We start from the raw sequence: 23,383 nt of genomic DNA on the forward strand, positions 1-23,383 counted from the left end.
CGTCTCGCTGGAGCCTAACGCGACGCGGGCTCCGTTTCCGAGGCCGGGCTCCCGTCCTCTGCCTTTCGGTCCGGCTCGTGCCATTTCTGAGCGAGGCCAGAAAGGTCATCGAACGTGTTGGACGTATCCGACACCGTGCGGCCCATCCCGCATCCGCCAAGCGTTCCAAGAACGGCGAAAAGACCAAGCGCCAGGGCAGCTTGCGTCACGACCTTCGAGGTGAGGTTCGAAGAGGACGTGTCCTTTCGACGGTGAATGACGCGCATCGTTCTTCCCCTCGTCACGGCAGCTCGTTTGAAATCAGTCGCTCGACCGCACGAGCCAGGACCCGACAGCCGAGGACAATATCCTCTTCCGCTGTATCTTCGTCGATATCATGGCTGCGTCCACCGATGCTGGGGACGAAAAACATCGCCGCCGGCATCGTCTGGCCGATAATCATGCAATCGTGACCGGCTCCGCTCGCAAGCTGCATCGGCTGTTCGCCAAGATCTGCGGCCGCTTCGGCGAGTTCCTCCGCAAGCTTCGAATTGGTCGTCGTCGGAGGGACTCGCGTGGTCACATCGACGGAGACAGCAAGCCCGGTCTCGCGCTGAAGTCCCGCCGCCTTGTCGTGCACCGCCGATTCCATCCGCTCCAGCCGCCCCAGGTCGCCATCGCGGAACTCGAGCGCGAGTTCGGCCCGAGACGGCACGACGTTCGGTGCGCCCGGCTTCAAGGTCGCACTGCCGATATTCCACACGGTCTCTGCTCCGGAGAGCTCCGAAAAGGCCGAATCCACCCAGGACGCGAAAGCGAAGATCGCGCGACCCGCATCGCGGCGCATCGTCATTGGCGTCGTTCCGGCGTGATCCGCACGCCCCTCCGCCTTGATGCTCATTCGCCGCGTCCCGGCAAAACCGGTCACGACCCCGATCTTCCGCCCGGCGGCAAGAAGCCGTGGGCCCTGCTCGATGTGACCCTCAAGAAAACCAACGAGACGATGCCTGTCGGCGACGATCGGATCACCCGAAAAACCCGCAGAGGCGATGGCGGAGGTGAGCGCTTCGCCATCCGATCGGTGCGCATGCCCAACGTCGCCCTCCGACAGGAGTCCGGCGAGGCTCTTGGAGCCCAGGAGCGGCAGATAGGTGCCCTCCTCATCCTGGAAGGCGACGACGTCGACACCGATAGGAACGCCCGTGCCGCTCTCACGAAATGCCCGCGCGACTTCGAGTGCGTAGATGACGCCCATGGCACCGTCGAGCCAGCCGCCGCGCGGCACCGTGTCGGAATGCGAACCGATCAGCAGCGCCCGATCGACATCCGGCCACGCCCCGTAGACATTGCCTAACCGATCCTGCTTCACGAGGAGGCCGATTTCGCCCAGTCTCTCTTTGAGCCAGTCCCGCGAGGCGACATCGGCCGGCGAAAAAGCGACCCGATCGACCCCGGTCTTGTACTTTCCGAATTCGGCCAGGCGCCGCAAATCCGCAATCAGCCGTTCATTTTTGATCTCAACCACAGCCGGCTCTTCATTCTGGCGCGGACGAAGCCAGAGCGATCGATGCGCCGCCCCGACTGCCGCGAACAATTGAAGGCTCCTTCATGGCGCGGATCGCAACCGTCGTCGAGCGCCGAAGGCACGACCACGTGCAGGAACGCCGCCGACGGCGGCGGAGTGCGCCAACCGCGATGCAGAAGACTCAGGAAGGATCGTCGCCGAAATACTGCGTGCGCAAACGTTCCACCAGCTCGCTCTCTTCGGCCCAGATGACCTCGACAGTCAAATCCCGCGTCAGACCGGAATTGCGACTGACGCCGAAACCATATTTGTCCGGCTCGAAGATCGGACCGACGACGTCCATCGGCTCGTCCTGATGCGTGTGGGCGTAATATTCCAGGACGGGCGCATCGGCGATGATGGCATCGATATCGCCGTCGAGAAGACCGGCCACAGCCCCGTCGAGATCATTGTAGGCCCGCGTCTCGAGAATGGCCTCCTGGGCGAAAGCCTCCGACACGCCGCCCTTGAACACCCCGACGGTCTTTCCCGGCAGATCGGCAAGACTGTCGATCTGGCTGTTGATCGAAATCGCCGTCATGACGCTCGTCACCGTAGACGTCAGATAAGCAACGACAGCGACACCGCAGACGAGCCAGAGGGCTGCCCAGACCCGGCCGACCCAGCCGAACAGGTTCTTGCGGATCGGAGCGCGGCCGGACGTCGCCACCGACATGACCGAGTAAAATCCCTCGGCAAGCGCATCGGGCCAAGCCTTAGGAAACTCCGGATCGAAGCGGCGATAGTAGATGGTGCTTAGGACCGTCGCCACGAGAATGACGAAGGCGAGCCAAAGATAGGCTCTCAGAAAGCCGCTATCCCTCAACCCCGAAACAACTTCGCCGAAACCTACACCGGCATCTTCGTTGATCATGATCCGAAGGCCCGCGTCGAACCAGGGATAGGTGAAGTCGATCCGGTGAGCACGCTTTTCGGTGATGGAGAGATTGGTGACCGCAACGTCGATCTCGCCAGAGGCGGTCGCGTCGAGAAGTGCCGCAATGGTCGGATAGGGCTGGTAGTGTGTTTTGAAGTTCAGCCGGCCGGCAATCGACTCCCAGAGATCAATCGCCATGCCCTCGTAGCGGTTGTCCTTTTCCATGACGAAGGGCGGGCTCATGTATAGCCCGACATCGACCGCACGCGGCGATGCTCGATCCTGCGTCTGTTCGTCAATTGCCGCCGGTTCGCCGTCAAAAGTCTGGGCAAACGCTTCGCCCACAGTGCTCATGAGAACGAGAACGAGCAAAAGCATCACGAGATGAGAAAGCGCCGTCGACCGCCTCTCGAAAACAGAAAGAATTGATGACTTCACTGACTTTGTCCCCCGGCGGCCTTCTTTGGTTTTTCGATTTTTCCGGGCACATCTTCGTCAAGATGTCTTAGCCGTCGCCTAACACGACCTCGGAACGCCGACTTACCGATCCGCAACCCTCGTTATCCCCCACGCGAAATCGGTTTTCCGCAGGCGCGAACCTCGACCGCTCTCACGCGTTCAATGGCCGGGGACGAAAGCAAATTCACAGCGACGAGAGATCGAGACGAAAGGGGCGAGATGTCCGAGACTTTGTGGTGGCAGCATGGAACGATCTACCAAATCTATCCGCGGTCTTTTCAAGATTCCAACGGCGACGGCATCGGTGACCTCGAAGGCATCCGCCAGCGCCTCCCCTATCTCACCTGGCTCGGTGTCGACGCAGTCTGGATCTCGCCCTTCTATCCGTCTCCCATGGCCGATTTCGGCTATGACGTTGCCGATTATTGCGACGTCGATCCGATCTTCGGGACGCTGGAGGATATCGACCGGCTGAGCGCCGACATCCACAAAGCGGGCATGAAGCTCATCCTGGACTTCGTGCCGAACCACACATCGGACCGGCATCCCTGGTTCCAGGAAAGCCGCATCTCGCGCGATAGCCCGAAACGGGACTGGTACATCTGGCGCGATCCCGCACCGGATGGCGGCCCACCCAACAACTGGATCTCCAATTTCGGCGGCAGCGCCTGGCAGTTCGACGAAGCGACCGGGCAGTATTACTACCATGCCTTCCTGAAGGAGCAGCCGGACCTCAACTGGCGAAACCCGGAAGTGCGGTGGGCCATGCACGATGCGCTGCGCTTCTGGCTCGACCGAGGCGTCGATGGCTTCCGCGTGGACGTGATCTGGCATCTGATCAAAGATGCGGAGCTGCGCGACAACCCGATCAACCCGGCTTATGAGCCGCATCAGCGCGAACTCAACCGTCTGCTCGAGGTTCATTCCTGCGACCAGCCGGAAGTGCACGAAGTGATCGCTGAAATGCGCGCCGTGCTGGAGGAATACGACGAGCGCGTTTTGATCGGCGAGATCTATCTGCCGATCGAGCGGTTGATGGCCTATTACGGCAACGACCTCAAAGGCGCGCATCTCCCATTCAATTTCCAGCTGCTGCAATCGGCCTGGGATGCCCGCCACATCGACAATCTCATCCGGGAATACGAGGCAGCGCTTCCCGAAGGCGGTTGGCCGAATTGGGTGCTCGGAAACCACGACCAGGCGCGCATCGCCGACCGTCTCGGTCCAGCCCAGGCGCGGGTCGCGGCCTTGCTGCTTCTCACCCTCCGAGGCACCCCGACGCTCTATTACGGCGACGAGATCGGCATGGTGCAGGTTCCGATCCCTCCCGAGCGCGTCCAGGATCCGTGGGAGAAGAACGAGCCCGGGCTCGGCTTCAACCGCGATCCGGCCCGCACGCCCATGCAATGGGATGACAGCGACCATGTCGGCTTTTCGAATGCCGAGCCCTGGCTGCCGGTGGATCACCGGGCGCCCGAGCGCAACGTCGCCACGCAGAAGCAGGATCATTCCTCGCTTCTCTCCCTCTACCAGCGATTGTTGGAACTGAGGCGCGAGCGAAAGGCTCTTTCCATCGGACGCTACGTATCGGTGACGGCGGACGGAGACATCCTCGCCTTCCGCCGCGAGAGCGACGGCGAAAACTTGCTCATCGCTCTCAACCTCGGTGGCACCGCGCATCGGCTGATGCTGGACGAGGGAACGACTGGCCGGGTTCTGCTTTCCTGCCTGGGAAGAAATGAAGGCGCAGAGATCTCCGGCTCTGTCGAGATCCCTGCAAACGAAGGCCTCATCATCGAACTCGCCGACTGACCTCCCCTCAGGCAGGAGCCCACGCAATGCTCGATCTCTGGTACAAGAACGCCGTCATCTATTGCCTCGATGTCGACGCCTACATGGACGGCAATGGCGACGGCGTCGGCGATTTCCGGGGGCTTGCCGATCGCCTCGACCACATCGAAGCGCTCGGAGCCACCTGCATCTGGCTCCTGCCGTTCTACCCATCGCCCAACCGCGACAACGGCTACGACATTTCCGATTTCTATAATGTCGATCCGCGTCTTGGCACGCTCGGTGATTTCGTCGCCTTCACACGGGCGGCAGCAGACAGAGGTCTGCGTGTTCTCGTCGACCTCGTCGTCAACCACACCTCGACGGACCATCCCTGGTTCCAGTCCGCCCGCTCCGACCCCAACTCGCCATATCGCGATTGGTATGTGTGGTCGGAGGAAAAGCCGGAAAACATCCACGACGGCATCGTCTTTCCCGGCGTGCAGGAGGCGATCTGGACCTACGACAGACAAGCGAAGGCGTGGTACCTGCATCGCTTCTACAAACACCAGGCCGACCTCAACATCGCCAACCCGGAGGTGCGCGAAGAGATCGACAAGATCATGGGCTTCTGGCTGCAGCTCGGCGTCTCCGGCTTCCGCATCGATGCCGTGCCCTTCCTGATCGAATATCTCGGCCTCGATCACGCACCGGCCCGGAACCCGGCCGAATACCTCTCAGACATGCGGCGCTTTCTCTCCTGGCGGAAAGCCGAATCCGTGCTTCTGGCGGAAGCCAACGTCAGCATGAAAGAGGTGACGGGCTATTTCGGCGAAGACGGCAACCGCATGCACATGGTCTTCAACTTCATGCTGAACCAGCACATGTTTCTGGCCTTCACGCGCCGCGATGCCGAGCCGATCCGTCGCATCATGTCGATCATGCCGGACCTGCCCATCGAAGGTCAGTGGGGTTCTTTTCTCAGAAATCATGACGAGGTCGATCTCGGCCGCCTGTCATCGCAAGAGCGCCAGGAGGTCTTCGACGCCATGGCGCCGGACCCCGGAATGATCGTCTATGACCGAGGCATCCGTCGCCGCCTTGCACCGATGCTCGAGGGCGATGTGCGCCGCCTCAAGCTTGCCTACGCCCTCATGTTCGCGCTGCCCGGAACACCCGTCATCTGGTACGGCGAGGAAATCGGCATGGGCGACGACCAGAGCCTTGAGGAGCGCAATTCCGTGCGCACGCCGCTGCAATGGTCGGACCGCAAGAATGGCGGCTTTTCATCAGCCGACCCCGACGATCTCGTCCGCCCCGTCCTGAACGACGGCCCCTTCGCCTACGACAAGGTCAACGTCGCCGACGCCATGCACGACCCGGATTCGCTGCTCTCCTTCGTGCGCGAGCTCGTACGCATTCGCCGTTCTCTGCCCGAGATCGGTTGGGGAAAATGGACGGTTCTCGCCGGCGATACGCGGATCCTCGCAATGCGTTGCGAATGGAAGGGGAACGTCACCCTCACCTATCACAACCTCTCCGAAGACGATGTCGAGGTGACACTCGAACCCGCGCAGGAAAGCGACACAGAGGAGACCGCCTACACCTCCGTTCTTTTCGGACAGGGGGTGCCCCCTCAAAATTTGAAGCCTGGCAAGAGCCTAACGCTCGCGCCCTACGGCTTCGCCTGGCTGCGGCCGGACCAGGAGCGACGCTGACGGCAAGCGGCAAACGCTCCCGGACGGCGGCACGACGTCCCGCACAAAGTTTGTGTTTTTTTAACCACGTTTCCCCTTGCCCAGCCCGCTGGCGCTCGGGACACCAGCTCCAGCTCAGGTAGCTATCCCATCAGATCTCGATTCAAAGAGGTTTCGACATGGGAGCTATCCGCAAGGCGAAAGCGCTTTCCACCCACGTATTGTGGGTGATGAGCCTGTTCGCCCTCCTGGCTGTTGGGGGAATGTTGTTCGTTGTCCTGCAAGCGCTCGTGGGGACGGACCATGTCTCCATCGAAAGACAGCAGCAGCTCGTGCGCCATGCCATGGAGGCTCAGGAGGCACGTGTCTCCAAGGAGCAAAAGAGCATCACATGGTGGGATGAAGCCGTAGAGGCGGTCAACGCCCGAGATATGCCATGGATTCACGAGAATCTCGGCGAATGGATGTATCAATTTTTCGGCCACGACCGCACCCTTGTCATCGCCGCTGACGACCGCGCGATCTACGCCATGGAAGAAGGCCGGGCCGCAGACCTGGGGACCGCCGCAGAGGTGCTGCCCATCGCGGCACCCGAACTGGCAAGACTTCACCGTCGTTTCGCGGAAGTCGAGGGACGCGACGCAGTCGTCGAGCGCAGCGTCAAAATGATCGGCGGACGGCCCGCGATCATCAGCCTCCTCCCGCTCCTGGCTTACTCGGAAGAGCTGCGTGTGCGGCCAGGCGAGGAACACGTGCTCGTCAGCGTGCAGTTCGTCGACCATGCCTTCCTCGATCACATACGTGACGGCTATCTCCTGCCCAAGGCGCGCATCCAGGAGACCGAGGCGACGGGGTTCGACGAAACCTCTCTCCCGGTTCTGGACGGCAACGGCAACGCCCTCGCTTATCTCGCATGGAAACCCGACCTTCCCGGCCGCGAAATCCTCAACCAGGTGCTCCCGACGGCGGTGATCGCGGGTCTTGCGATGCTTGCACTCATCGCCTTCTATGCCCGCAGCATCTACCGCAGCTCGGCCGAGATCGAGGCTGGGCGACTTCGCGCGCTCCATCTCGCATCGCACGACGGCCTCACAGGCCTGCCGAATCGCTCAGGCGTGATCCAACGTCTGGAGCGCATCCTGCCTCGGGCAGGAGAAGAGAGCATTGTGCTCCTTTTCGCCGATCTCGACCGCTTCAAGGAAGTGAACGACACCTACGGGCATCCGGCGGGCGACGATGTCATCCGGCAGTTCGCGGCCCGCGTCACCTGCTTGCTCGGCGAAAACGACATGCTCGGGCGTCTCGGTGGCGACGAATTCGCCATTCTCCTTCGCAATCTCGACACGCGAGACGATATCTCGGTGATCTGCGAGCGCATCCTCTCATGCGCCAGCGAACCTTTCTCAATCGAAGAAGGCACGGCCCATGTCGGTGTTTCGATCGGCTACACGTTTCTTCATCCCGACATGCCCCGAAGCGAGTCTCTGAGGCGCGCCGACATCGCCCTTTATGCGGCCAAGCGCGAAGGCCGCGATCGCTTCGTCGCCTTCTCACAGGAGATGGACGCAGCCCTGCGCGCCCGCCATCTCATCGAAGAAGAACTCGCAGCGACGCTGGCGCGAGGCGGTCGCGATCTCGTCCTTCACTATCAGCCGCAGGTGTCAGGGCGCGACGGCGAAATTCGCGGGGTGGAGGCGCTCCTGCGTTGGCGCCATCCGCGGCTCGGCTTCCTTCTGCCCGGCGCCTTCATCCGCCTCGCTGAAGACACGCGCCTCGTGGCCAAGCTCGACGAGTGGGTTCTACGTCACGCCTGCCGTCAGGCACGGGAATGGCCGGACTTGACCGTTGCGGTAAACATATCGCCCTGCTCTTTCGAACGGCACGGGCTTGCCGGGCGCCTGCTCCGGATCATGCACGAGGAACGGGTAAATCCGAGCCAGGTCGAGATCGAAATCACGGAGAGCGTCCTCCTGAAGGAAGGCAAAAATGCCGCGGAGGAGCTGCAGCAGCTGCGAAGCCACGGCGTACAGGTCGCGCTCGACGATTTCGGCACAGGCTATTCGAGCCTCAACCGGCTCAGAATGCTGAAGGTCGACAAGGTGAAGATCGACCGCTCCTTCGTGCAACCGATCGGCGAAACGGCCGATTCAACCGCGATCGTCGACGCGATCGTCGAACTCGGCCACGCGCTCGGACTTCTGGTGACGGCCGAGGGCGTCGAAACCGAGCGGCAGCGCGAATATCTGCGTTTCATCGGCTGCGACGAAATCCAGGGCTTCCTGTTTTCCGGGCCAGTCCCGCCAGAAGCGATCAACGAAATGCTGATTGAAGAAAGGCAGCGCGGCGCAGCCTGATTGCGCATACGGGCCCTCAAAGCGCCAATATGTGCCGGATATCGGCTGCACAGTCGCAAACCCTTCTGCCCGCGGTTTCGACGACCAGAACGGGCCGTGTCCAGGGCCGATAATCCCGCGCCACAACTTCCTGCCAGCCAGGTCCTCTGCCGCCGTCCGCCTCAATTATCCGGGCTTCGACCCGATGGCGGTGCGCATCACGGTCCGTGCAGATGACTTCCAACTCCAGAAGCTCTGCGTCGGCCGTAAGCGCGACGTCGCGCCACGCATCGCGGGTCAGCATCCACGGATTGACGCAATCGGCAATGACGCGATGGCCCAAAGCGAGATTGTCCGCAGCGACGGCATAGGCCGCGCGGTAGCTGGCATCCTTCATATCGCCATCCACGACGCCGGAGGAGCGCAGGGCGCTCTCGATGGAATCGATACGAAGCCAGATGGCGCCGATCTCAGCGGCAAGCAGGCGCGCGATGCTCGACTTACCAACGCCGGGGAGACCGGAGAGAGACACGAGGAAGCCGCGCTTCGCGTGATGGCTCACGCCGTCTCCGCCTGCGCCCATTCGAGATAGGGTGTGTTCACCCGCACCGCGGCAAGCGTCAGGATGGCCGGAACGTCATAAGGGTGCCGCGCCTCGATGAGGCGACGCAGATCCGCCTCCCTCTCGGGCGGTGTCTTCAGGATCAGAACCGTCTCCTCCTCGTCCTCGATGGCGCCCTGCCAGCGATAGACGGAGACCATTGTCGGAAGGATATTGGCGCAGGCTGCCAGCCTTTCGGAAACCGCGGCTGCGGCGAGTTCTTTGGCGGTCTCCATGCCCGGGCAGGGAATATAGAGAAGCACCAACTGCCCCGTCTCCTGCGGCCCGTCTGCGCTGCGCTTTTGTGCCTCTTCGTCGTTCATGCTCGTTCGCCTTTGATTTCCGTATCCGCAGAGCTCACCCGGGGTCCGCCCACAACTACAGCTTTGCCGAAGCGGCCGGCTCCGTGCTAGGCGAAACGTGACCCGAACCTGGGCTCGCCACAACCGCCGCTACCGACACGCCCTCATGACGATCGTATCGCCGATCAAGAAGATCGCCATCATGTCTTCCGATTCGCCCGAGGCGTTGGGGGCGGCAGACCTTCTGCGAGAAACCTATGGCGAGGTGCCGCCCAACGATGCCGATGTCGTGGTGGCTCTCGGCGGCGACGGGCTGATGCTGCAGGCGCTGCACGCGCACATGGATTCGGGCAAGCCGATCTACGGCATGAACCGCGGCTCCGTCGGCTTCCTCATGAACGAATTCCGGCCGGAAGGTCTGATGGAACGCATTTCGGAAGCGAAGGTCGAGCCGGTCCATCCTCTGCGCATGAGCGTTCTCACCGCAGACGGCGAGACGATCATGGCGCACGCCGTCAATGAAGTGGCGCTCTTCCGCCAATCCTATCAGGCTGCAAAGCTGAAGATCACGATCGACGGCCATGTCCGCCTCGAAGAGCTCATCTGCGACGGCATCCTGCTTGCGACACCGGCAGGCTCGACGGCCTACAATCTCTCCGCCCACGGGCCCATCATCCCGATCAACGCGCCCTTATTGGCCTTGACCCCGATCAGCCCGTTTCGGCCGCGTCGCTGGCGCGGCGCCCTGCTACCCGATCGGGCCGAAGTGACGCTCGAAGTGCTGGAGACCGATAAGCGGCCGGTCAATGCGGTCGCAGACCATACGGAATTCAAGAGCGTGCGTCAGGTTTCGATCGTCGAAGACAAGACGGTGACCGGCTTTATCATGTTCGACCCGGATCACGGCTGGGACGAACGCATCCTGGCCGAGCAGTTCCGCTACTGACGATCAGGCGGCCGCCTTGATCTGAAGGGCGTAACCGCGCGCAGCATCACGCTTTGCATCCATCGCAAGACGCCGCAGCAGAGCGAGAAGATCGTCGAGCTCGCCCGTCGGCCGGGCTCCATAACGCAGGAGAACGGCATCGATCAGCCTGGTAGCGCGCCGATAATCATGACCCGACCCAGCCTCGCAATCGAGGTCGCGCAGGACCTCCACGACGGTCACGATGACAGGCACGGCGCTCTCGGGCAGTCCGGCCTTTCGAAGAAGTGCGCCGAGCCCGGAGGAGCGCCCGGCGGCCACGAGGGCGGAAACCCGCCGCCGCGGCATATCGGCAAGCGCGGCGATCGCTTGCTCGAAAAAATCGATCTGTCCGCAGACCGCCGCGCGCACGAGGAGCACGGGCGTCAGCTGATCCGAATCGAGAAGTCGGTTGACGAGTTGCACGAGCCCCGCCGGTCCGGCGTCTTCCGCCAAGACGAGCGCCGACCGTTCGAGCGTTTCGTCTGCAACCGCACGCGCCTGCATCGGGGAGAGCCAGCCTTTCGCCGAGACAAAGGCGCAGAGGCTGTCAGCGAGATCTTCCAGAAGGACCTGGCGCACGCTGACAGGCAGATCGCTGCGCGCCAAGAGCATTTCGCGCAGCTCCGCCTCGTGGCCATAGCGCGCGACGATCCGGTCGAGGGAGAAACGCGCCACGCAGGCCCCATCGTTGCAAAGGAGATCCATCACAGCGTCCAGGCACCCGACTTCTGCGACCGCGGCCGCAAGCGCGCGCGACACGGTTCTGCGACGCGCGATCGCCGCCTGCACTTCCGGCTCGCGTGTCGCCACGAGATCGACGAGTTCGCTGTCGAGGAGAAGCGGCGAATGTTCGACCACGATCGTCGCCACTTCAAAATGATCTGCCGAAAGCGCGAGAATGACATGGTGCGGCGCCATCTCGCTGTCTGCGAGCTGTTCCGCGAGCGCCAGACGCACAAGACGATTCCGATCGTCGAGCAGAATGGTCATGGCCGCTTCGAGGCCGTCATGCTCCTCCGGCGACAATTCGGAGGTGAGAAAAGCACGTGCGAGCGCACGCGCGGCTTCCACACGTCGCCTCGGTGCGGCACTTTCGATCCAGGTCAAAAACCGTTCGACGATCATCAGGACACTCTCCTCGACAGGGATCGTGCACGGGGATGATTAATGATCGGTTCACCATAGCGTCGGCCTTGGCGCAGCGCCCTCCTCAGTCCCCAACTATGGCCCCAACCATGGGTGAAAAATGATGCGCTCCTACCTTCTCGTACCTGCAGACAGCGAGCGGAAGCTCGCAAGAGCGCTGACGAGCGGCGCCGACGCGCTCATTCTCGATCTCGCCGATTCGGTCGCGTCGCGGGACAAGGGCAAGGCTCGAAAGCTGGCGACAGACTTTTTGCTCAGGCACCGCGGCCTCCTGCGCCCTCGCCTCTTCGTGCGTATCGACGCTCTCGCAAGCCCCTTGAGCGACGGCGACCTCGACCACGTCATGACCGGAGCGCCGGCGGGCATCGTGCTGTCGGCCGCGGGAGGAAACGACGATGTCGTGCTCCTCGGTGCCCGCATCGCAGTCCGCGAAGCGCTTCACGGCCTTCCAGACGGCAGCACGCGAATTCTCGCAATCGCCGGCGATCGGCCCGATTCCGTCTTGGCCCTCGGAAGCTATGCCGGCGACGTTCCGCGCCTTTGCGGCCTTGCCTGGTGTGGCAGTCGACCGCCGGCGGGAATCGGACGCCAGGGCGCAGGAAACGAGGACGGCGACTTGGGAAACCCGGCCGCGCTTGTGCGCAATCTGTGCCTTTTTGCGGCCGGCGCAGCGCATGTCGATGGCATCGATCGACCCTATCAGGACTTTGCCGACTCAGATGGGCTTGCCGCCGAAGCGGCGAAGGCTGCCAGGGACGGCTTTACGGGCAAGATCGCCATCCATCCCTCACAGGTGGAGGCGATCAATGGTGCGTTTACGCCGAGCCCCGACGAGATCGTGGTGGCCGAGTCCCTCATTGCCGCGTTCCGAGAGGCCAGAAATCCGGGCGTACTCGCGATTGAGGGGCGCGCCTGCGATCAGAGCGATCTGAGACGGGCGGAACGCCTTGTCGCGCGCGCCGCTCAGATCGCTCAAACCGATCAGGCCGTCAGCCCGTCACCTTCGGATCCTTGGGGCGAATGATCTCGAAGACGCCGTCGACCACCGCATAGTCGAAATAGCCGCAGCGCGCGATCGTTCGGGCTGCTGCCATATCGAAGCGGTCGTCGCGGATGAAGCGGTCATCGACATAGATCGAGACGACTTCTCCGAAAACGACGATGTTGCCGGACCATTGCCCGTCGAGACCGGCGAGCCGATCCGCCTTGAGAAGCCGGCATTCGAGCGCCGTCGGAGCGTCGCGAACGCGCGGCGGTTTGACGACGGCACTCTCCGCCATGGCAAGGCCCGCCTCCTCCGCCTCGCTGACCCCGCGTGGATAGGCGGCAGAGGTCGTATTCATCTCTTCGCGGAGATCGAACGTCGTGAGATTGCACACGAACTCGCCGGTCGCCTCGATGTTCTTCACGCTGTCCTTCTCGCCGAAGGACGAGAACATCACGATATGAGGATCGTTGGAGACGGCGTTGAAAAAGGAATAGGGCGCAAGATTGAGACGCCCGTCCGGATCGAGGCTCGAAATCCAGCCGATCGGACGAGGCGCGACAATGGCCTTGAACGGATCATGTGCGAGGCCGTGGTCCCGCAGGCGCGGCGTATAACGCATCTGCAATCCTCAGTTGGAAAAGAAAGTGGTGAGCGCGGAGATATCCGGCCGGTCGCGTTCCGGCGTGTCCAGGCTCGCCGTCCCGATATGGATGAATCCGGCAAGCTTCTCGTTCTCGCCGACGCCGAGCGCGCGGAGCGCCGCCGGATCGAAGGCGAACCATTGCGTGAGCCACTGGGCGGCGAAGCCGTGACCCGCGGCTGCGTGCAGGAGGTTCATGCAAACGGCGCCCGCCGTCAGCTCCTGCTCCCAGACCGGCACTTTCGCATGCGCAGCCGCTGTCGAGACAACGCCGATGACGAGCGGCGCAATCGCAAACTGGGTGGCCTTTCCCGCTTTGCGCTCGGCCTCGGGGTCACCGCTCTTAAGAACCAAAACCTTCAGCGTTTCCGCCAAACGTTGCCGGTCTTCGCGGCTGTAGATAATGTAGCGCCAGGGTGCGAGCTTGCCGTGGTCGGGCACACGCGCCCCGATGGTCAGAATATCGGATAACGTATCTGGATCCGGTCCCGGATCGCCAAGCTGGACGGAGGGTGTGCTCCGACGTTTGCGCAGATGGTCGAGGAGGTCGTGCATCGTCGCCTGTGTCATTTTGCCTTTGCGCCGAACGGTTTCCATCATGCCTCCGGCCGTTTCAACCTTGAAATCGACATGGTTCGCCGCTTACGACCAGAGAGAACCTTCAACAGCATGAGCCGATGATCCGCTTCACCCCGGTTATTGTCCTAGCTTTCGCGACCGTGGCGACCGCCTTCGGCGGAACGCTCGTAACCGCACCGGCCTATGCTCAAGACGGCCTGGGCGGTGGCGGAGCGGGCTTCTTCGGACCCGGCGCCTCAGATCTCGGCCCGGGCGCCCCTCCGCTAGGGGATGAGCCAAGGAGCTTCTTTCGCAAGGATGGACCTCCGCCTCCCCAACAGGAAGATCCGCCCCACAAGCTCGACTTCGTCGCGCCTTCGAGCGAGTTCAATCTTCCCGGACCGGAAGAAACCATCATCTTTCCGAACAACCCGGATGGCGATGCAAAGGGATTGCTGCTCGGTGGCAACGTCCTCACGTTGAATGCGCGTCTGACAGATGATGGCCCCGACCTCAGCCAGGGTCTGACCTGGCGAATCTTCGGCACCACGCCGAGCGAAGACGGCAGCCTGCCGCTGATCGCGACCTCATCCGGCGGGACGGCCAGGCTCACCCTCCCCGATGGCGCCTATTATGTGCATGCCGCCTTCGGCCGTGCGGGTGCCACCCAGCGCATCGAATTGAACGGCGTTCCGGAAACCGAGGATCTCGTTCTGGAGGCAGGAGGGCTTCGGCTTTCGGCCGTCGTCGGTGACGACTTCCCCGTCGACGCGGACAAGGTCACCTTCGAGATCTTCTATGAGGCGGAAAACGACAAGCGCGAGCTCGTCACGCCCAACGCGGAAGCCGATCACATCGTGCGTCTGCATGCCGGCACCTACAGCGTCGTCAGCCGGTACGGCACACTCAACGCCATCGTGCGTGCGGAAATCGAGGTGAAACCCGGCGAGCTGACGGAAGCCGTCATCCACCATGCCGGTGCCGAGGTGACGCTCAAGCTCGTGGAACAGGAAGGCGGCGAAGCGCTCGCCAACACACGCTGGACGGTGCTGACGCAGGGCGGCGACACGATTCACGAATCGGTCGGCGCCTTTCCCCACATCATCCTTGCGGAAGGCACCTACACCGCAGTCGCGCGCCACGACGACACGACCTATGCCCGTGATTTCGAGATCAAGGCGGGGATGAACCGTGACGTCGAAGTCCGGCTGACCGACCTCGTCCGCCCGGAAGGAATGCGCCTGGCTCGCTAGAGCCAGGCACTTGAGCCTTATGCCGCGGCGGCCTGGGCTTCGCCGGCCGGGCGAAGGTCTGGCGGCGTCGCCTCTTCTTTGAGGCGACGGAGCGCTTCGTCGAGCGGCAGCGTCATCTGATCCTTCTGACCCAGACGGCGCAGAGAAATCGTTCCCTCTTCCGCTTCGCGGCGGCCGACGACGAGCATCGCCGGCACCTTGCCGACCGAATGCTCGCGGACCTTGTAATTGATCTTCTCGTTTCGGAGATCGGCAACGGTGCGAAGGCCCGCAGCCTTCAGCTTCTCCTCGACCTCGCGCGCATAATCATCGGCTTCCGAAACGATCGTCGCGACGACCGCCTGCACCGGCGCAAGCCACAGCGGCAGGCGCCCGGCATAATGCTCCAGAACGATGCCGATGAAGCGCTCGAAGGTGCCGAAGACGGCACGATGCAGCATCACCGGCCGATGGCGCTCGCCATCCTCTCCGACATAGGACGCGTCAAGCCGCTCCGGCAGCACGTAATCGAGCTGATAGGTGCCGCACTGCCAGGTTCGGCCGATCGCATCGGTCAGGTGGAACTCGAGCTTCGGGCCGTAGAACGCTCCCTCGCCTTCGGCGATCTCGAACTCCACGCCGGCCGCCGTCAGAGCATCCGCAAGGGACTTCTCGGCGCGATCCCAAGTCGCATCGTCGCCGGCACGGGTCTCCGGCCGGGTCGCGAGCTTATAGCGGATATTGGTGAGGCCCATATCGGTATAGACGCGGGCAAACAGCTTCAGGAAGCGCTCGGTTTCGCTCACCACCTGATCGTCCGTGCAGAAGATGTGCGCATCATCCTGCGTCATCTGCCGCACGCGCATCAGCCCATGAAGCGCGCCATGCGCTTCGTTGCGATGGCAGCAGCCGAATTCGGCCATGCGGATCGGCAGGTCGCGATAGGATTTGATCCCGTGCTTGAAGATCTGCACATGCGCCGGACAGTTCATGGGCTTGAGCGCCAGCCAGGTATCGACCTCGTCGGAGAGAACCGGCCCATCTTCTTCCGTATTCGGGGTCTGATCGGGAACCACAAACATGTTTTCGCGGAATTTCGACCAGTGCCCGGATTTCTCCCAGAAACTCGAATCGAGGAGCTGCGGGGTTTTCACCTCGACATAGCCATCCTCATCGAGGCGCCGGCGAATGTAGTCCTCCAGGACCCGCCACACAGCATAGCCCTTGGGATGCCAGAAGACCGACCCCTGCGCCTCTTCCTGCAGATGAAACAGGTTCATCTCGCGCCCGAGACGGCGGTGGTCGCGCTTTTCCGCCTCCTCGATCATGGTGAGATAGGCGTCGAGCTCTTTCTTGGAGGTCCAGGCGGTGCCGTAGATGCGCTGCAGCTGCTGGCGGCTGGAATCACCGCGCCAGTAAGCGCCGGCCAGTTTCGTCAGCTTGAAGGCGTCCCCGATGCGGCCGGTCGAATCCATATGCGGCCCACGGCACAGGTCAAACCAGTCGCCCTGGCGATAGATCTTGACGTTGTCACCCTCGGGAATCGCGTCGACGAGCTCGACTTTGAACTGCTCGCCCATTTCGCCGAAGACCCGCTTCGCCTCGTCGCGATCCCACACCTCTTTCGTGAAGGGGTGGTTGCGCGCGATGATCTCGCGCATCTTCGCTTCGATGGCAGTGAAGTCCTCGGTCGAAAACGGCTCCTGGCGGAAGAAATCGTAATAGAAGCCGTCCTCGATCACAGGCCCGATAGTGACCTGCGTGCCAGGGAAAAGCTCCTGAACGGCCTCCGCGAGGACATGCGCGCAATCGTGACGAATGAGAGAAAGCGCCTCCGGATCCTCGCGCGTGACAATCTTCACCGTAGCGCCTTCCGGCAGCTTGTCGGCGAGATCGGCGAGCTGACCGTCGACTTCGACGGCAACGGCTTTCTTCGCCAAAGATTTGGAGATCGACGCAGCGAGATCGGCACCGCTCGCCCCTTCGGGCAAGCTGCGCTCCTGGCCGTCGGGAAGTCTAATCCGGCTCATGACAGCAAAGTCCGGGCCCATCGGCCCGCTCCATAGTTCAATCCGAAAAGCGTTCGGTGATGTGTCGGCCCGTCCATAGGCCGTAACGCCACGGCGTATACCAGCGGGCATTGTCGGGCAAGCGGGCTGGCACCGGGTCGAGCCCATTGCTGCCGAAAGGATGACACCGCGAGAAGCGGGCAAGCCCCATCCACAGCCCAGGCCAGGCGCCGAAGGTACGAATCGCCTCGCTCGTATAGTCCGAACAACTCGGCAGATGCCGGCAGGTGCGGCCCATGACCGAGGAAAGCGAAAGCTGATAAATCCTGATCAGTCCGAGGAGACCACTGGCGACGGGCGAGAAACGCCGCGGCTTCAGCCGACCGCCTTCTGATCCTTCAGCCCTCTCCATAGCGTCACGCGGCCTGACCGGCGCCGGCCGCTTCACGGCCCTCTCCGCTCCCGAACGAGGACGGGTCTTCGTGACCCGCAGCCTCGATCTGATCGAGGGCATCGACGACGGCGTCGAATGTCAGCATCGTCGAAGCATGCCGCGCCTTATAATCGCGCACCGGCTCCAGAAAACGGAGATCGGCCCAGCGTCCTTGCGGCGACGGCCCGTTTTCCTTGAGCATGGCGCGCATCTCCTCACGCACCTGCCGCAGCTCGTCGGGCGTCGAACCGATCACCGTTCGAGCCATGATGGAGGAAGAGGCCTGGCCGAGCGCGCAGGCCTTCACTTCGTGCGCGAAATCCGCGATCCGCCCATCCTGCAGCTTCAGGTCGACGGTGACCGTCGAGCCGCACAAGCGCGAATGCGCCTTGGCGCTTGCGTCGGGGTCGGCAAGCCTGCCGATCCGGGGAATGTTCCCTGCGAATTCCAGAATTCTGGCGTTATAGACGTCGTCGATCATAGCTCACTCCGCTCGGGGGGTGGCCGAGCTTGGGCAAAATCATTACTTCGCCTTATATAGGTTCGACAGGCCGGCGTCACACCTCCACCCGAGAGCGGCCGGCACGTCTCGAAAGGACGCAAGATGGACAGCACGTTGAAGCTCTTCTCCTCGGCCGCGGTGGCGGGTCGAAAGCCAAGCCGCGAGGAGGCAGAAGCTGCCGTGCGAACGCTGATCGCCTGGCTCGGGGATGACCCCGACCGCGAGGGTCTGCGTGACACGCCGCGGCGCGTGGTTTCGGCTTATGAGGAGCTCTACGCCGGCTACCCTCAGGATCCGGGGACGTTGCTCGCACGCACCTTCAAGGATGTGGGCGGCTATCACGACATGGTGCTGGTTCGCGATATCGCCTTCTACTCGCATTGCGAGCATCACATGCTGCCGTTTTTCGGGCATGTGCATATCGCTTATTATCCGAACGACGGCGTCGTCGGCCTGTCGAAGATGGCCCGCGTCGTGGAAGCCTATGCGCGCCGCCTGCAAACGCAGGAGACGATGACGGCTCAGATCACCGATGCGCTCGAAAACGCGCTGAGCCCGCGTGGCGTCGCGGTGATGGTGGAAGCTGAGCATATGTGCATGTCGATGCGTGGCGTGCAGAAGCAGGGCTCGTCGACCATGACGTCGCGCTTCACCGGCCTCTTCCATGACGAGGCCGCCGAACGCGAAAAATTCCTCAACCTCGTGCGTCCGACAGGCCGCTGATCAAGAGACGACGATGTCGATGAGGAACGATCAGGCAACGGCCTCTTCGGAGGCCGCCATCGAAGAGACGCGGGATTTCCGGCCCCGCTTCAACGAAGCGGGCCTCCTGCCCTGCATCACCCAGGATGCCGAAAGCGGCGACGTCCTGATGATGGCGTGGATGAACCGCGAGGCTGTCGATCTCACGCTCGCTACGGGTGAGGTGCACTATTTCAGCCGCTCTCGGAACTCCTTGTGGAAGAAGGGCGAGACATCCGGCGCCATCCAGAAGCTGATCGAGCTTCGGATCGACTGCGACCAGGATTGTCTTCTCGCACGCGTCGCGGTCGCAGATCGTGCCAGGACCTGCCACACCGGCCGCGGGGATTGCTTTTACCGCATCGCGGAGGCAACGCCCGACGGGCTCCGCCTCCGCATGCGCGATTAGGCGTTCCGATCAGCCCTGCGTCACGTATTCCCGGATCGCCTCGGCCTCGTTCTGCACCTCGGCGATCCGCCGTTTGACCACATCACCGATCGACACGATCCCGACGAGTTTGCCGTCCTCCTCGACAGGCAGATGGCGAAACCTTTCGTTGGTCATCATCTCCATGAGGTCGTCGGTCGTATGATGCATGCGGCAGATACGCACGCGCGCCGTCATGAAATTCGCTACCGGCTGGCTGAGCGCACCCGTTCCCTCGCGTGCGACGGCGGAAACGATGTCGCGCTCCGACAAAATACCTTTGATGGCCGCTCCCTCGGTCACGACGACCGCGCCGATACGATGTTCTGACAACATGACTGCGACTTCGTGCAGGCTCATCTGTGGCCTGCACGTCACGACGTCATTGCCTTTGCTCTCCAGCAATTGCCGTACATGCATGTGTAGTCCTCCCCGAATGCGGACATTTGCCCGAATGCGGACATTTGCTTGGTCCGCTTATCAGTATCCTAGGGCGAGACGGCACAAGTTTGAACTCTTCTGAGATTGAGTTTTCTCGAAGAACCAAGACCCCAGAGATCGCCGAGAGCCTATGAACGGGCTTCGTGTCCAACCGGGTCGAACAAGGGAAAAAGAAGAAGGCCTGCGAGAAATCCGCCGATATGGGCCTGCCAGGCGATCGCGCCTCCCACACCAGGGAGCATCTGTCCGCCGACACCAAACAAGAGATTGATGCCGAACCACATCAAAATGAAAAAGGCGGAGTAGGGATTGAGCAGGCTCGCTCTCAGCCCCGGATCCGGCACGAGGTAGGCGTTCGGATGGGTGCCGCCGCCCGCCAGAGGCCCACCCGGCGCGAACGCGAACCGTGCGGCCGCCGCCGTAATGCCAGAGACGCCGGCAGAGGCTCCGATGACGAGGGTCTCGTTCCCTGGCATTGCCAGAAACTGCGCGAGCGCACCCGCGGCGATCGTCACCAGCAGCAAGAGGAGGAAGCGAGAGGTCCCGAAACGCCGCGCCACGGCACTCCCGAAGCTCAGCATCCAAAGAACGTTCACCCCAAGATGCAGCCAGTCGGCATGCAGCAGCGCATAAGTGAGAGGCGTCCAGAAGCAGGCGGCGATCCCTCCAGGAAGGAATTCGGCCGCCCCCGTGTAGCGTGCCGGCACGAAGCCAAACGTCATGAGCACCTCGACGTCGCTCTGGTAAGGCAACAGGGCGCGTATGACGTGCACGACGATCAGCACACCGACAGTCCATACGAGGACCGTCGGCAGGTTGAACATTCTCTCTCGTTCTCGTTCTGGCATGGGACGGGTCGCTTCTTCGGAGAAAGGCGAAAAGTGGAGCATCCGGGGGATGACGCCCCACCCCTTCGCAAGCACTGAGCGTCCGGGCAAGGAAAAGGCTTGGAAAAACACTGTTTATTTCTGCCACACACGCTTACAGATGGTTAACTTGCACTATGATAGTTTTGCCACAGGCTCCTGGCTTCACGAGCAATGACCATCGCTCCCACAGACACTGATGCACCCAAAGATACGGTGGAAATCACCGTGGAGGACCTCGAAGGCAATCGTCGTCAGCACGAGCGCGTCGAGGTCAACCTGCTCGGACGCTGCATGTTTGCGGATCAGCGAGAGAACCCTTGCGAGATGCGCAACGTGTCCGCCGGTGGGGCCGCGATCATCAGCCCCGCCAGAGGCAACGTCGGCGAGAAGATCATCATCTATGCCGAGCAAATCGGACGCATCGAAGGCATCATCACGCGTCACACGCAAAATGGCTTCGCCATCACGATCACGGCTTCGGCACGCAAACGGGAAAAGCTCGCCAACACCCTCGCGTGGCTCGGACGCCGCGACGTGCTCAAGCTCCGCGATGACCGCCGCTCCGTGCGGCGGGTACCGGCCACCACGGAAACGCGGGTGACGCTGCCGGGTGGCAAGCAGATCGACTGCAAGATCATCGATATGTCGAAGACCGGCGCCGCGCTCGCCATTTCGGAGCGCCCGCCGATTGGCTCACGCGTGAACCTCGGCAGGCTGGGCGGCCGCGTCGTGCGCCATTTCAGCGACGGCGTCGCCATCGAATTTATGCGCATCATGTCGGAAGAAGAGATCGAGCAGATTATCGAGGAAGAGTTCTTCACCGACGGGAGTCTATGACGCCGCTCTTTGCCGGGCTCCGCAACAACATCTTTTTAACCAGACCGACATTCGACTCTGATGTAAAAGCACTTCAACTTGCCGACAATTTCAGGAAAACTTCCTGATTTCAACCAAATGGTAGGCAGCGTAAAGAAGAGCTTGCCGAAAGTGTGAAACTCCGAAAGAACCGCTTAGCCCGCGCATAAGCCGCCGGCGATACGGTCTCTCAAAACGAGGGATCGCGATATGCGGTTGAACAGAGTGACCGGAACAATGCTTGGGGCAGCTTTTGCCCTCGCCGTTTTTGTGGCGGCACCGGCGGAGGTCCAGGCTCAACAAAAAAGCTCCGGTCTTGGCATCAGGATCACGGGCAGCATCAGCGCACCGGTCATGCGCACGGGCCGTTATGCATCGCCGCCGATTGGACATCGTGCGTTCTGCAAATCGTTTCCGGGCGAATGCGTGGTTCATGGCGGCCGCTCGCCCTTACCGTTGACGCCCTCGCGCTGGCAGGATCTGGTACGGGTCAACAATTACGTCAACGATACTGTCAAGGCAGTGACGGACGAAGAATATTATGGGCAGGAAGAAGTCTGGACACTTCCGCAAGGCTACGGCGATTGCGAGGATTACGTCCTTTTAAAGCGCAAACAGCTCGTCGCACGCGGCTGGCCCACCTCCGACCTCCTGGTCGCCGTGGTTTTCGACGAAGTTGGCGCCGGCCATGCCGTGCTCGTGGTGCGCACCGATCGCGGCGACTACGTGCTCGACAACAAGGTCTCCGATATCCGCCTGTGGAGCGAAACCGGCTACCGCTACGTGAAACGGCAGGACATCGCGGATCCGAAGAAATGGGTCGCCATCGACGATTCCCGCTGGCAGCCGCTCGACGCCACAGGTCGCGTGCGCTGAATCTGATCTAGCCAGCTCGCCTCCAAACTCTCCGGTTTCCAACCAGGCTCAGCGGCCGGTCCCTCAAGGAACCGCCCGGCGCTTTATCGAGCTAGGATAGCCGGGCTCCGGACTGAAGCGCTCTATATTTCGCCAAGAGATTCCCGAAAGCGTCGACCGTTGTCGACATATCTCGCGGCCGATTCCCGCAGGCCTTCCTGCGCAGCCTCATCGAGCATGCGCACCACTTTCCCGGGAGAGCCGACGACGAGAGAATAATCCGGGATCTCCTTGCCCTCGGTGATGAGGGCACCCGCGCCGATCAGACAGAAGCGGCCGATCTTCGCGCCGTTCAGAACGATCGCGCCCATCCCGACGAGTGAGAAATCCCCGATCGTGCAGCCATGCAGGATGGCGCGGTGGCCGATCGTGCAATCGCTGCCGATCGTGCAGGCAAACCCAGGATCGGTATGGATGACGCTGAGATCCTGGACGTTGGAGCGTGGGCCGACGGTGATCGGCTCGTTGTCGCCCCGCAAAACGGCGCCGAACCAGATGCTCGCGTCGTCACCCAGGCGCACGTCGCCGATCACGCTTGCGCAGGGCGCGATCCAGTAGGCGCCGCTCTCGGGCAGGTCAGGCTTCCGTTCTTTCAGACAATAAATGCTCATGTGCGGGCAGCCACCAGGAAACTGAGAAACATCGTGCCCGAACATGCGCTCCCCAGACCCGCCACGGCAAGCCCGAGGGCCACGATCTTTGGCGCAGCTTCCCTGCGACGCAAGGCGCCAAAGCACATCAAGGTGCACGTCGCGGTCGCTGGAAAGCTAACGTAACCGTCTCGGATGGGCCCAACGAGATACGGGCGGCCGCTCGCCGCGACCGCCCGCATTTTCACGTCATGTTCGTCTGCGGCGGCCGTCAGGCGCGCAGGTCGAAATCCAGGATCGCCATCGAGAAGTTGTAGGAGAGATCCTCATCCTCATCGTCCCGGAAGATGAGGCCGACGAATTCCTCGCCGACGAACACCTCCGCCGAATCGTCCTTCCGCGGCCGAGCCTTCACCTGGATCTTCTCGTTGTCGAAAAGCCTCTGCAGGTAGGCCTGGAGTTTTTTCAGTTCGTCGATGCTCAACGCG

At 62.2% G+C, this 23,383-nt stretch carries 24 protein-coding genes; 10 read left to right on the plus strand and 14 right to left on the minus strand.

Annotated elements, in window-relative coordinates; all coding sequences use genetic code 11:
• Window positions 1–280: 280 nt before the first annotated feature.
• Window positions 281–1,504, minus strand: coding sequence for a hydantoinase/carbamoylase family amidase (locus BLP76_RS17130; RefSeq protein ID WP_170130558.1), 1,224 nt, complete (start codon window positions 1,502–1,504; stop codon window positions 281–283).
• A 181-nt stretch (window positions 1,505–1,685) separates the two neighbouring features.
• A complete protein-coding gene (locus tag BLP76_RS17135; protein WP_244514646.1) occupies window positions 1,686–2,798 on the minus strand; it encodes a transporter substrate-binding domain-containing protein in 1,113 nt (370 codons plus the stop codon).
• Between the two features lie 300 nt (window positions 2,799–3,098).
• On the opposite strand from BLP76_RS17135, the gene BLP76_RS17140 reads away from it, so the two are divergent.
• From BLP76_RS17140 to BLP76_RS17150, 3 genes are all read left to right on the plus strand, one after another.
• The gene (locus BLP76_RS17140) at window positions 3,099–4,691 is read left to right on the plus strand and encodes an alpha-amylase family glycosyl hydrolase (protein WP_092816332.1); all 1,593 of its coding nucleotides are present in this window, start codon (window positions 3,099–3,101) and stop codon (window positions 4,689–4,691) included.
• Between the two features lie 26 nt (window positions 4,692–4,717).
• Window positions 4,718–6,367 carry an alpha-amylase family protein gene (locus BLP76_RS17145; protein WP_092816206.1) on the plus strand — a complete coding sequence of 550 codons (1,650 nt, stop codon included), beginning with the start codon at window positions 4,718–4,720 and terminating at the stop codon, window positions 6,365–6,367.
• 158 nt (window positions 6,368–6,525) lie between these two features.
• Entirely contained in the window at window positions 6,526–8,700 is a 2,175-nt protein-coding gene (locus tag BLP76_RS17150; protein ID WP_092816208.1) for a putative bifunctional diguanylate cyclase/phosphodiesterase, read from the plus strand.
• Between the two features lie 16 nt (window positions 8,701–8,716).
• On the opposite strand, the gene BLP76_RS17155 is transcribed toward BLP76_RS17150, so the two are convergent.
• A complete protein-coding gene (locus BLP76_RS17155; protein WP_200170622.1) occupies window positions 8,717–9,241 on the minus strand; it encodes a P-loop nucleotide/nucleoside kinase family protein in 525 nt (174 codons plus the stop codon).
• Window positions 9,238–9,603, minus strand: coding sequence for a divalent-cation tolerance protein CutA (gene cutA, locus BLP76_RS17160; RefSeq protein ID WP_092816212.1), 366 nt, complete (start codon window positions 9,601–9,603; stop codon window positions 9,238–9,240). The genes BLP76_RS17155 and cutA overlap by 4 nt, the downstream gene beginning before the upstream one ends.
• A 145-nt stretch (window positions 9,604–9,748) precedes the next feature.
• On the opposite strand from cutA, the gene BLP76_RS17165 reads away from it, so the two are divergent.
• Window positions 9,749–10,528, plus strand: coding sequence for an NAD kinase (locus BLP76_RS17165; RefSeq protein ID WP_092816214.1), 780 nt, complete (start codon window positions 9,749–9,751; stop codon window positions 10,526–10,528).
• Window positions 10,529–10,531: 3 nt separating this feature from the next.
• Here BLP76_RS17165 and BLP76_RS17170 read toward each other — a convergent pair whose 3' ends face one another.
• Window positions 10,532–11,674 carry a DUF2336 domain-containing protein gene (locus BLP76_RS17170; protein ID WP_092816216.1) on the minus strand — a complete coding sequence of 381 codons (1,143 nt, stop codon included), beginning with the start codon at window positions 11,672–11,674 and terminating at the stop codon, window positions 10,532–10,534.
• Window positions 11,675–11,795: 121 nt separating this feature from the next.
• On the opposite strand from BLP76_RS17170, the gene BLP76_RS17175 reads away from it, so the two are divergent.
• Complete coding sequence (locus BLP76_RS17175; RefSeq protein WP_244514647.1) at window positions 11,796–12,719, plus strand: HpcH/HpaI aldolase/citrate lyase family protein; 924 nt, start codon at window positions 11,796–11,798, stop codon at window positions 12,717–12,719.
• Here the strand turns inward: BLP76_RS17175 and BLP76_RS17180 are convergent.
• A complete protein-coding gene (locus tag BLP76_RS17180) occupies window positions 12,685–13,302 on the minus strand; it encodes a flavin reductase family protein (RefSeq protein WP_092816218.1) in 618 nt (205 codons plus the stop codon). The genes BLP76_RS17175 and BLP76_RS17180 overlap by 35 nt on opposite strands.
• Window positions 13,303–13,311: 9 nt before the next feature.
• Window positions 13,312–13,923: a nitroreductase family protein gene (locus BLP76_RS17185; protein WP_244514648.1), complete on the minus strand. Its 612-nt coding sequence runs from the start codon at window positions 13,921–13,923 to the stop codon at window positions 13,312–13,314.
• Between the two features lie 77 nt (window positions 13,924–14,000).
• Between BLP76_RS17185 and BLP76_RS17190 the strand changes: the two genes are divergently transcribed.
• Entirely contained in the window at window positions 14,001–15,134 is a 1,134-nt protein-coding gene (locus BLP76_RS17190; RefSeq protein ID WP_244514649.1) for a hypothetical protein, read from the plus strand.
• A gap of 17 nt (window positions 15,135–15,151) precedes the next feature.
• Here the strand turns inward: BLP76_RS17190 and thrS are convergent, their stop codons facing one another.
• From thrS to BLP76_RS17205, 3 genes are read right to left on the minus strand one after another with little or no spacing between them, the layout of a single operon-like run.
• Window positions 15,152–17,143, minus strand: a complete 1,992-nt coding sequence (gene thrS / locus BLP76_RS17195) for a threonine--tRNA ligase (RefSeq protein WP_092816340.1) — start codon at window positions 17,141–17,143, stop codon at window positions 15,152–15,154.
• 37 nt (window positions 17,144–17,180) lie between these two features.
• Window positions 17,181–17,570, minus strand: coding sequence for a membrane protein insertion efficiency factor YidD (gene yidD / locus BLP76_RS17200; RefSeq protein ID WP_338081430.1), 390 nt, complete (start codon window positions 17,568–17,570; stop codon window positions 17,181–17,183).
• Window positions 17,539–18,036, minus strand: coding sequence for an iron-sulfur cluster assembly scaffold protein (locus BLP76_RS17205; protein ID WP_092816222.1), 498 nt, complete (start codon window positions 18,034–18,036; stop codon window positions 17,539–17,541). The genes yidD and BLP76_RS17205 overlap by 32 nt, the downstream gene beginning before the upstream one ends.
• Window positions 18,037–18,159: 123 nt before the next feature.
• Here BLP76_RS17205 and folE point away from each other — a divergent pair, with 123 nt between their 5' ends.
• A complete protein-coding gene (gene folE, locus BLP76_RS17210) occupies window positions 18,160–18,780 on the plus strand; it encodes a GTP cyclohydrolase I FolE (RefSeq protein ID WP_092816224.1) in 621 nt (206 codons plus the stop codon).
• A gap of 19 nt (window positions 18,781–18,799) precedes the next feature.
• Window positions 18,800–19,207 (plus strand): phosphoribosyl-AMP cyclohydrolase, encoded by a 408-nt coding sequence (hisI, locus tag BLP76_RS17215; protein ID WP_092816342.1) that lies wholly within the window; start codon window positions 18,800–18,802, stop codon window positions 19,205–19,207.
• A 9-nt stretch (window positions 19,208–19,216) separates the two neighbouring features.
• On the opposite strand, the gene BLP76_RS17220 is transcribed toward hisI, so the two are convergent.
• Window positions 19,217–19,645, minus strand: a complete 429-nt coding sequence (locus tag BLP76_RS17220) for a CBS domain-containing protein (protein ID WP_092816226.1) — start codon at window positions 19,643–19,645, stop codon at window positions 19,217–19,219.
• 149 nt (window positions 19,646–19,794) lie between these two features.
• Window positions 19,795–20,490 (minus strand): rhomboid family intramembrane serine protease, encoded by a 696-nt coding sequence (locus BLP76_RS17225; protein ID WP_244514650.1) that lies wholly within the window; start codon window positions 20,488–20,490, stop codon window positions 19,795–19,797.
• Window positions 20,491–20,706: 216 nt separating this feature from the next.
• On the opposite strand from BLP76_RS17225, the gene BLP76_RS17230 reads away from it, so the two are divergent.
• Both BLP76_RS17230 and BLP76_RS17235 read left to right on the plus strand, forming a co-directional pair.
• On the plus strand, window positions 20,707–21,372 hold the full coding sequence (locus BLP76_RS17230; protein ID WP_092816228.1) for a PilZ domain-containing protein: 666 nt from the start codon (window positions 20,707–20,709) through the stop codon (window positions 21,370–21,372).
• A 228-nt stretch (window positions 21,373–21,600) separates the two neighbouring features.
• A complete protein-coding gene (locus BLP76_RS17235) occupies window positions 21,601–22,266 on the plus strand; it encodes a transglutaminase-like cysteine peptidase (RefSeq protein WP_244514651.1) in 666 nt (221 codons plus the stop codon).
• A gap of 122 nt (window positions 22,267–22,388) precedes the next feature.
• Here the strand turns inward: BLP76_RS17235 and BLP76_RS17240 are convergent, their stop codons facing one another.
• Complete coding sequence (locus tag BLP76_RS17240) at window positions 22,389–22,916, minus strand: gamma carbonic anhydrase family protein (protein WP_092816232.1); 528 nt, start codon at window positions 22,914–22,916, stop codon at window positions 22,389–22,391.
• 250 nt (window positions 22,917–23,166) lie between these two features.
• Window positions 23,167–23,379, minus strand: a complete 213-nt coding sequence (locus BLP76_RS17250; protein ID WP_092816236.1) for a DUF3126 family protein — start codon at window positions 23,377–23,379, stop codon at window positions 23,167–23,169.
• Window positions 23,380–23,383 lie beyond the last annotated feature (4 nt).

It is taken from the genome of Afifella marina DSM 2698 (assembly GCF_900102695.1).
In the GTDB taxonomy this organism is placed as follows: Bacteria; Pseudomonadota; Alphaproteobacteria; order Rhizobiales; family Afifellaceae; genus Afifella; species Afifella marina.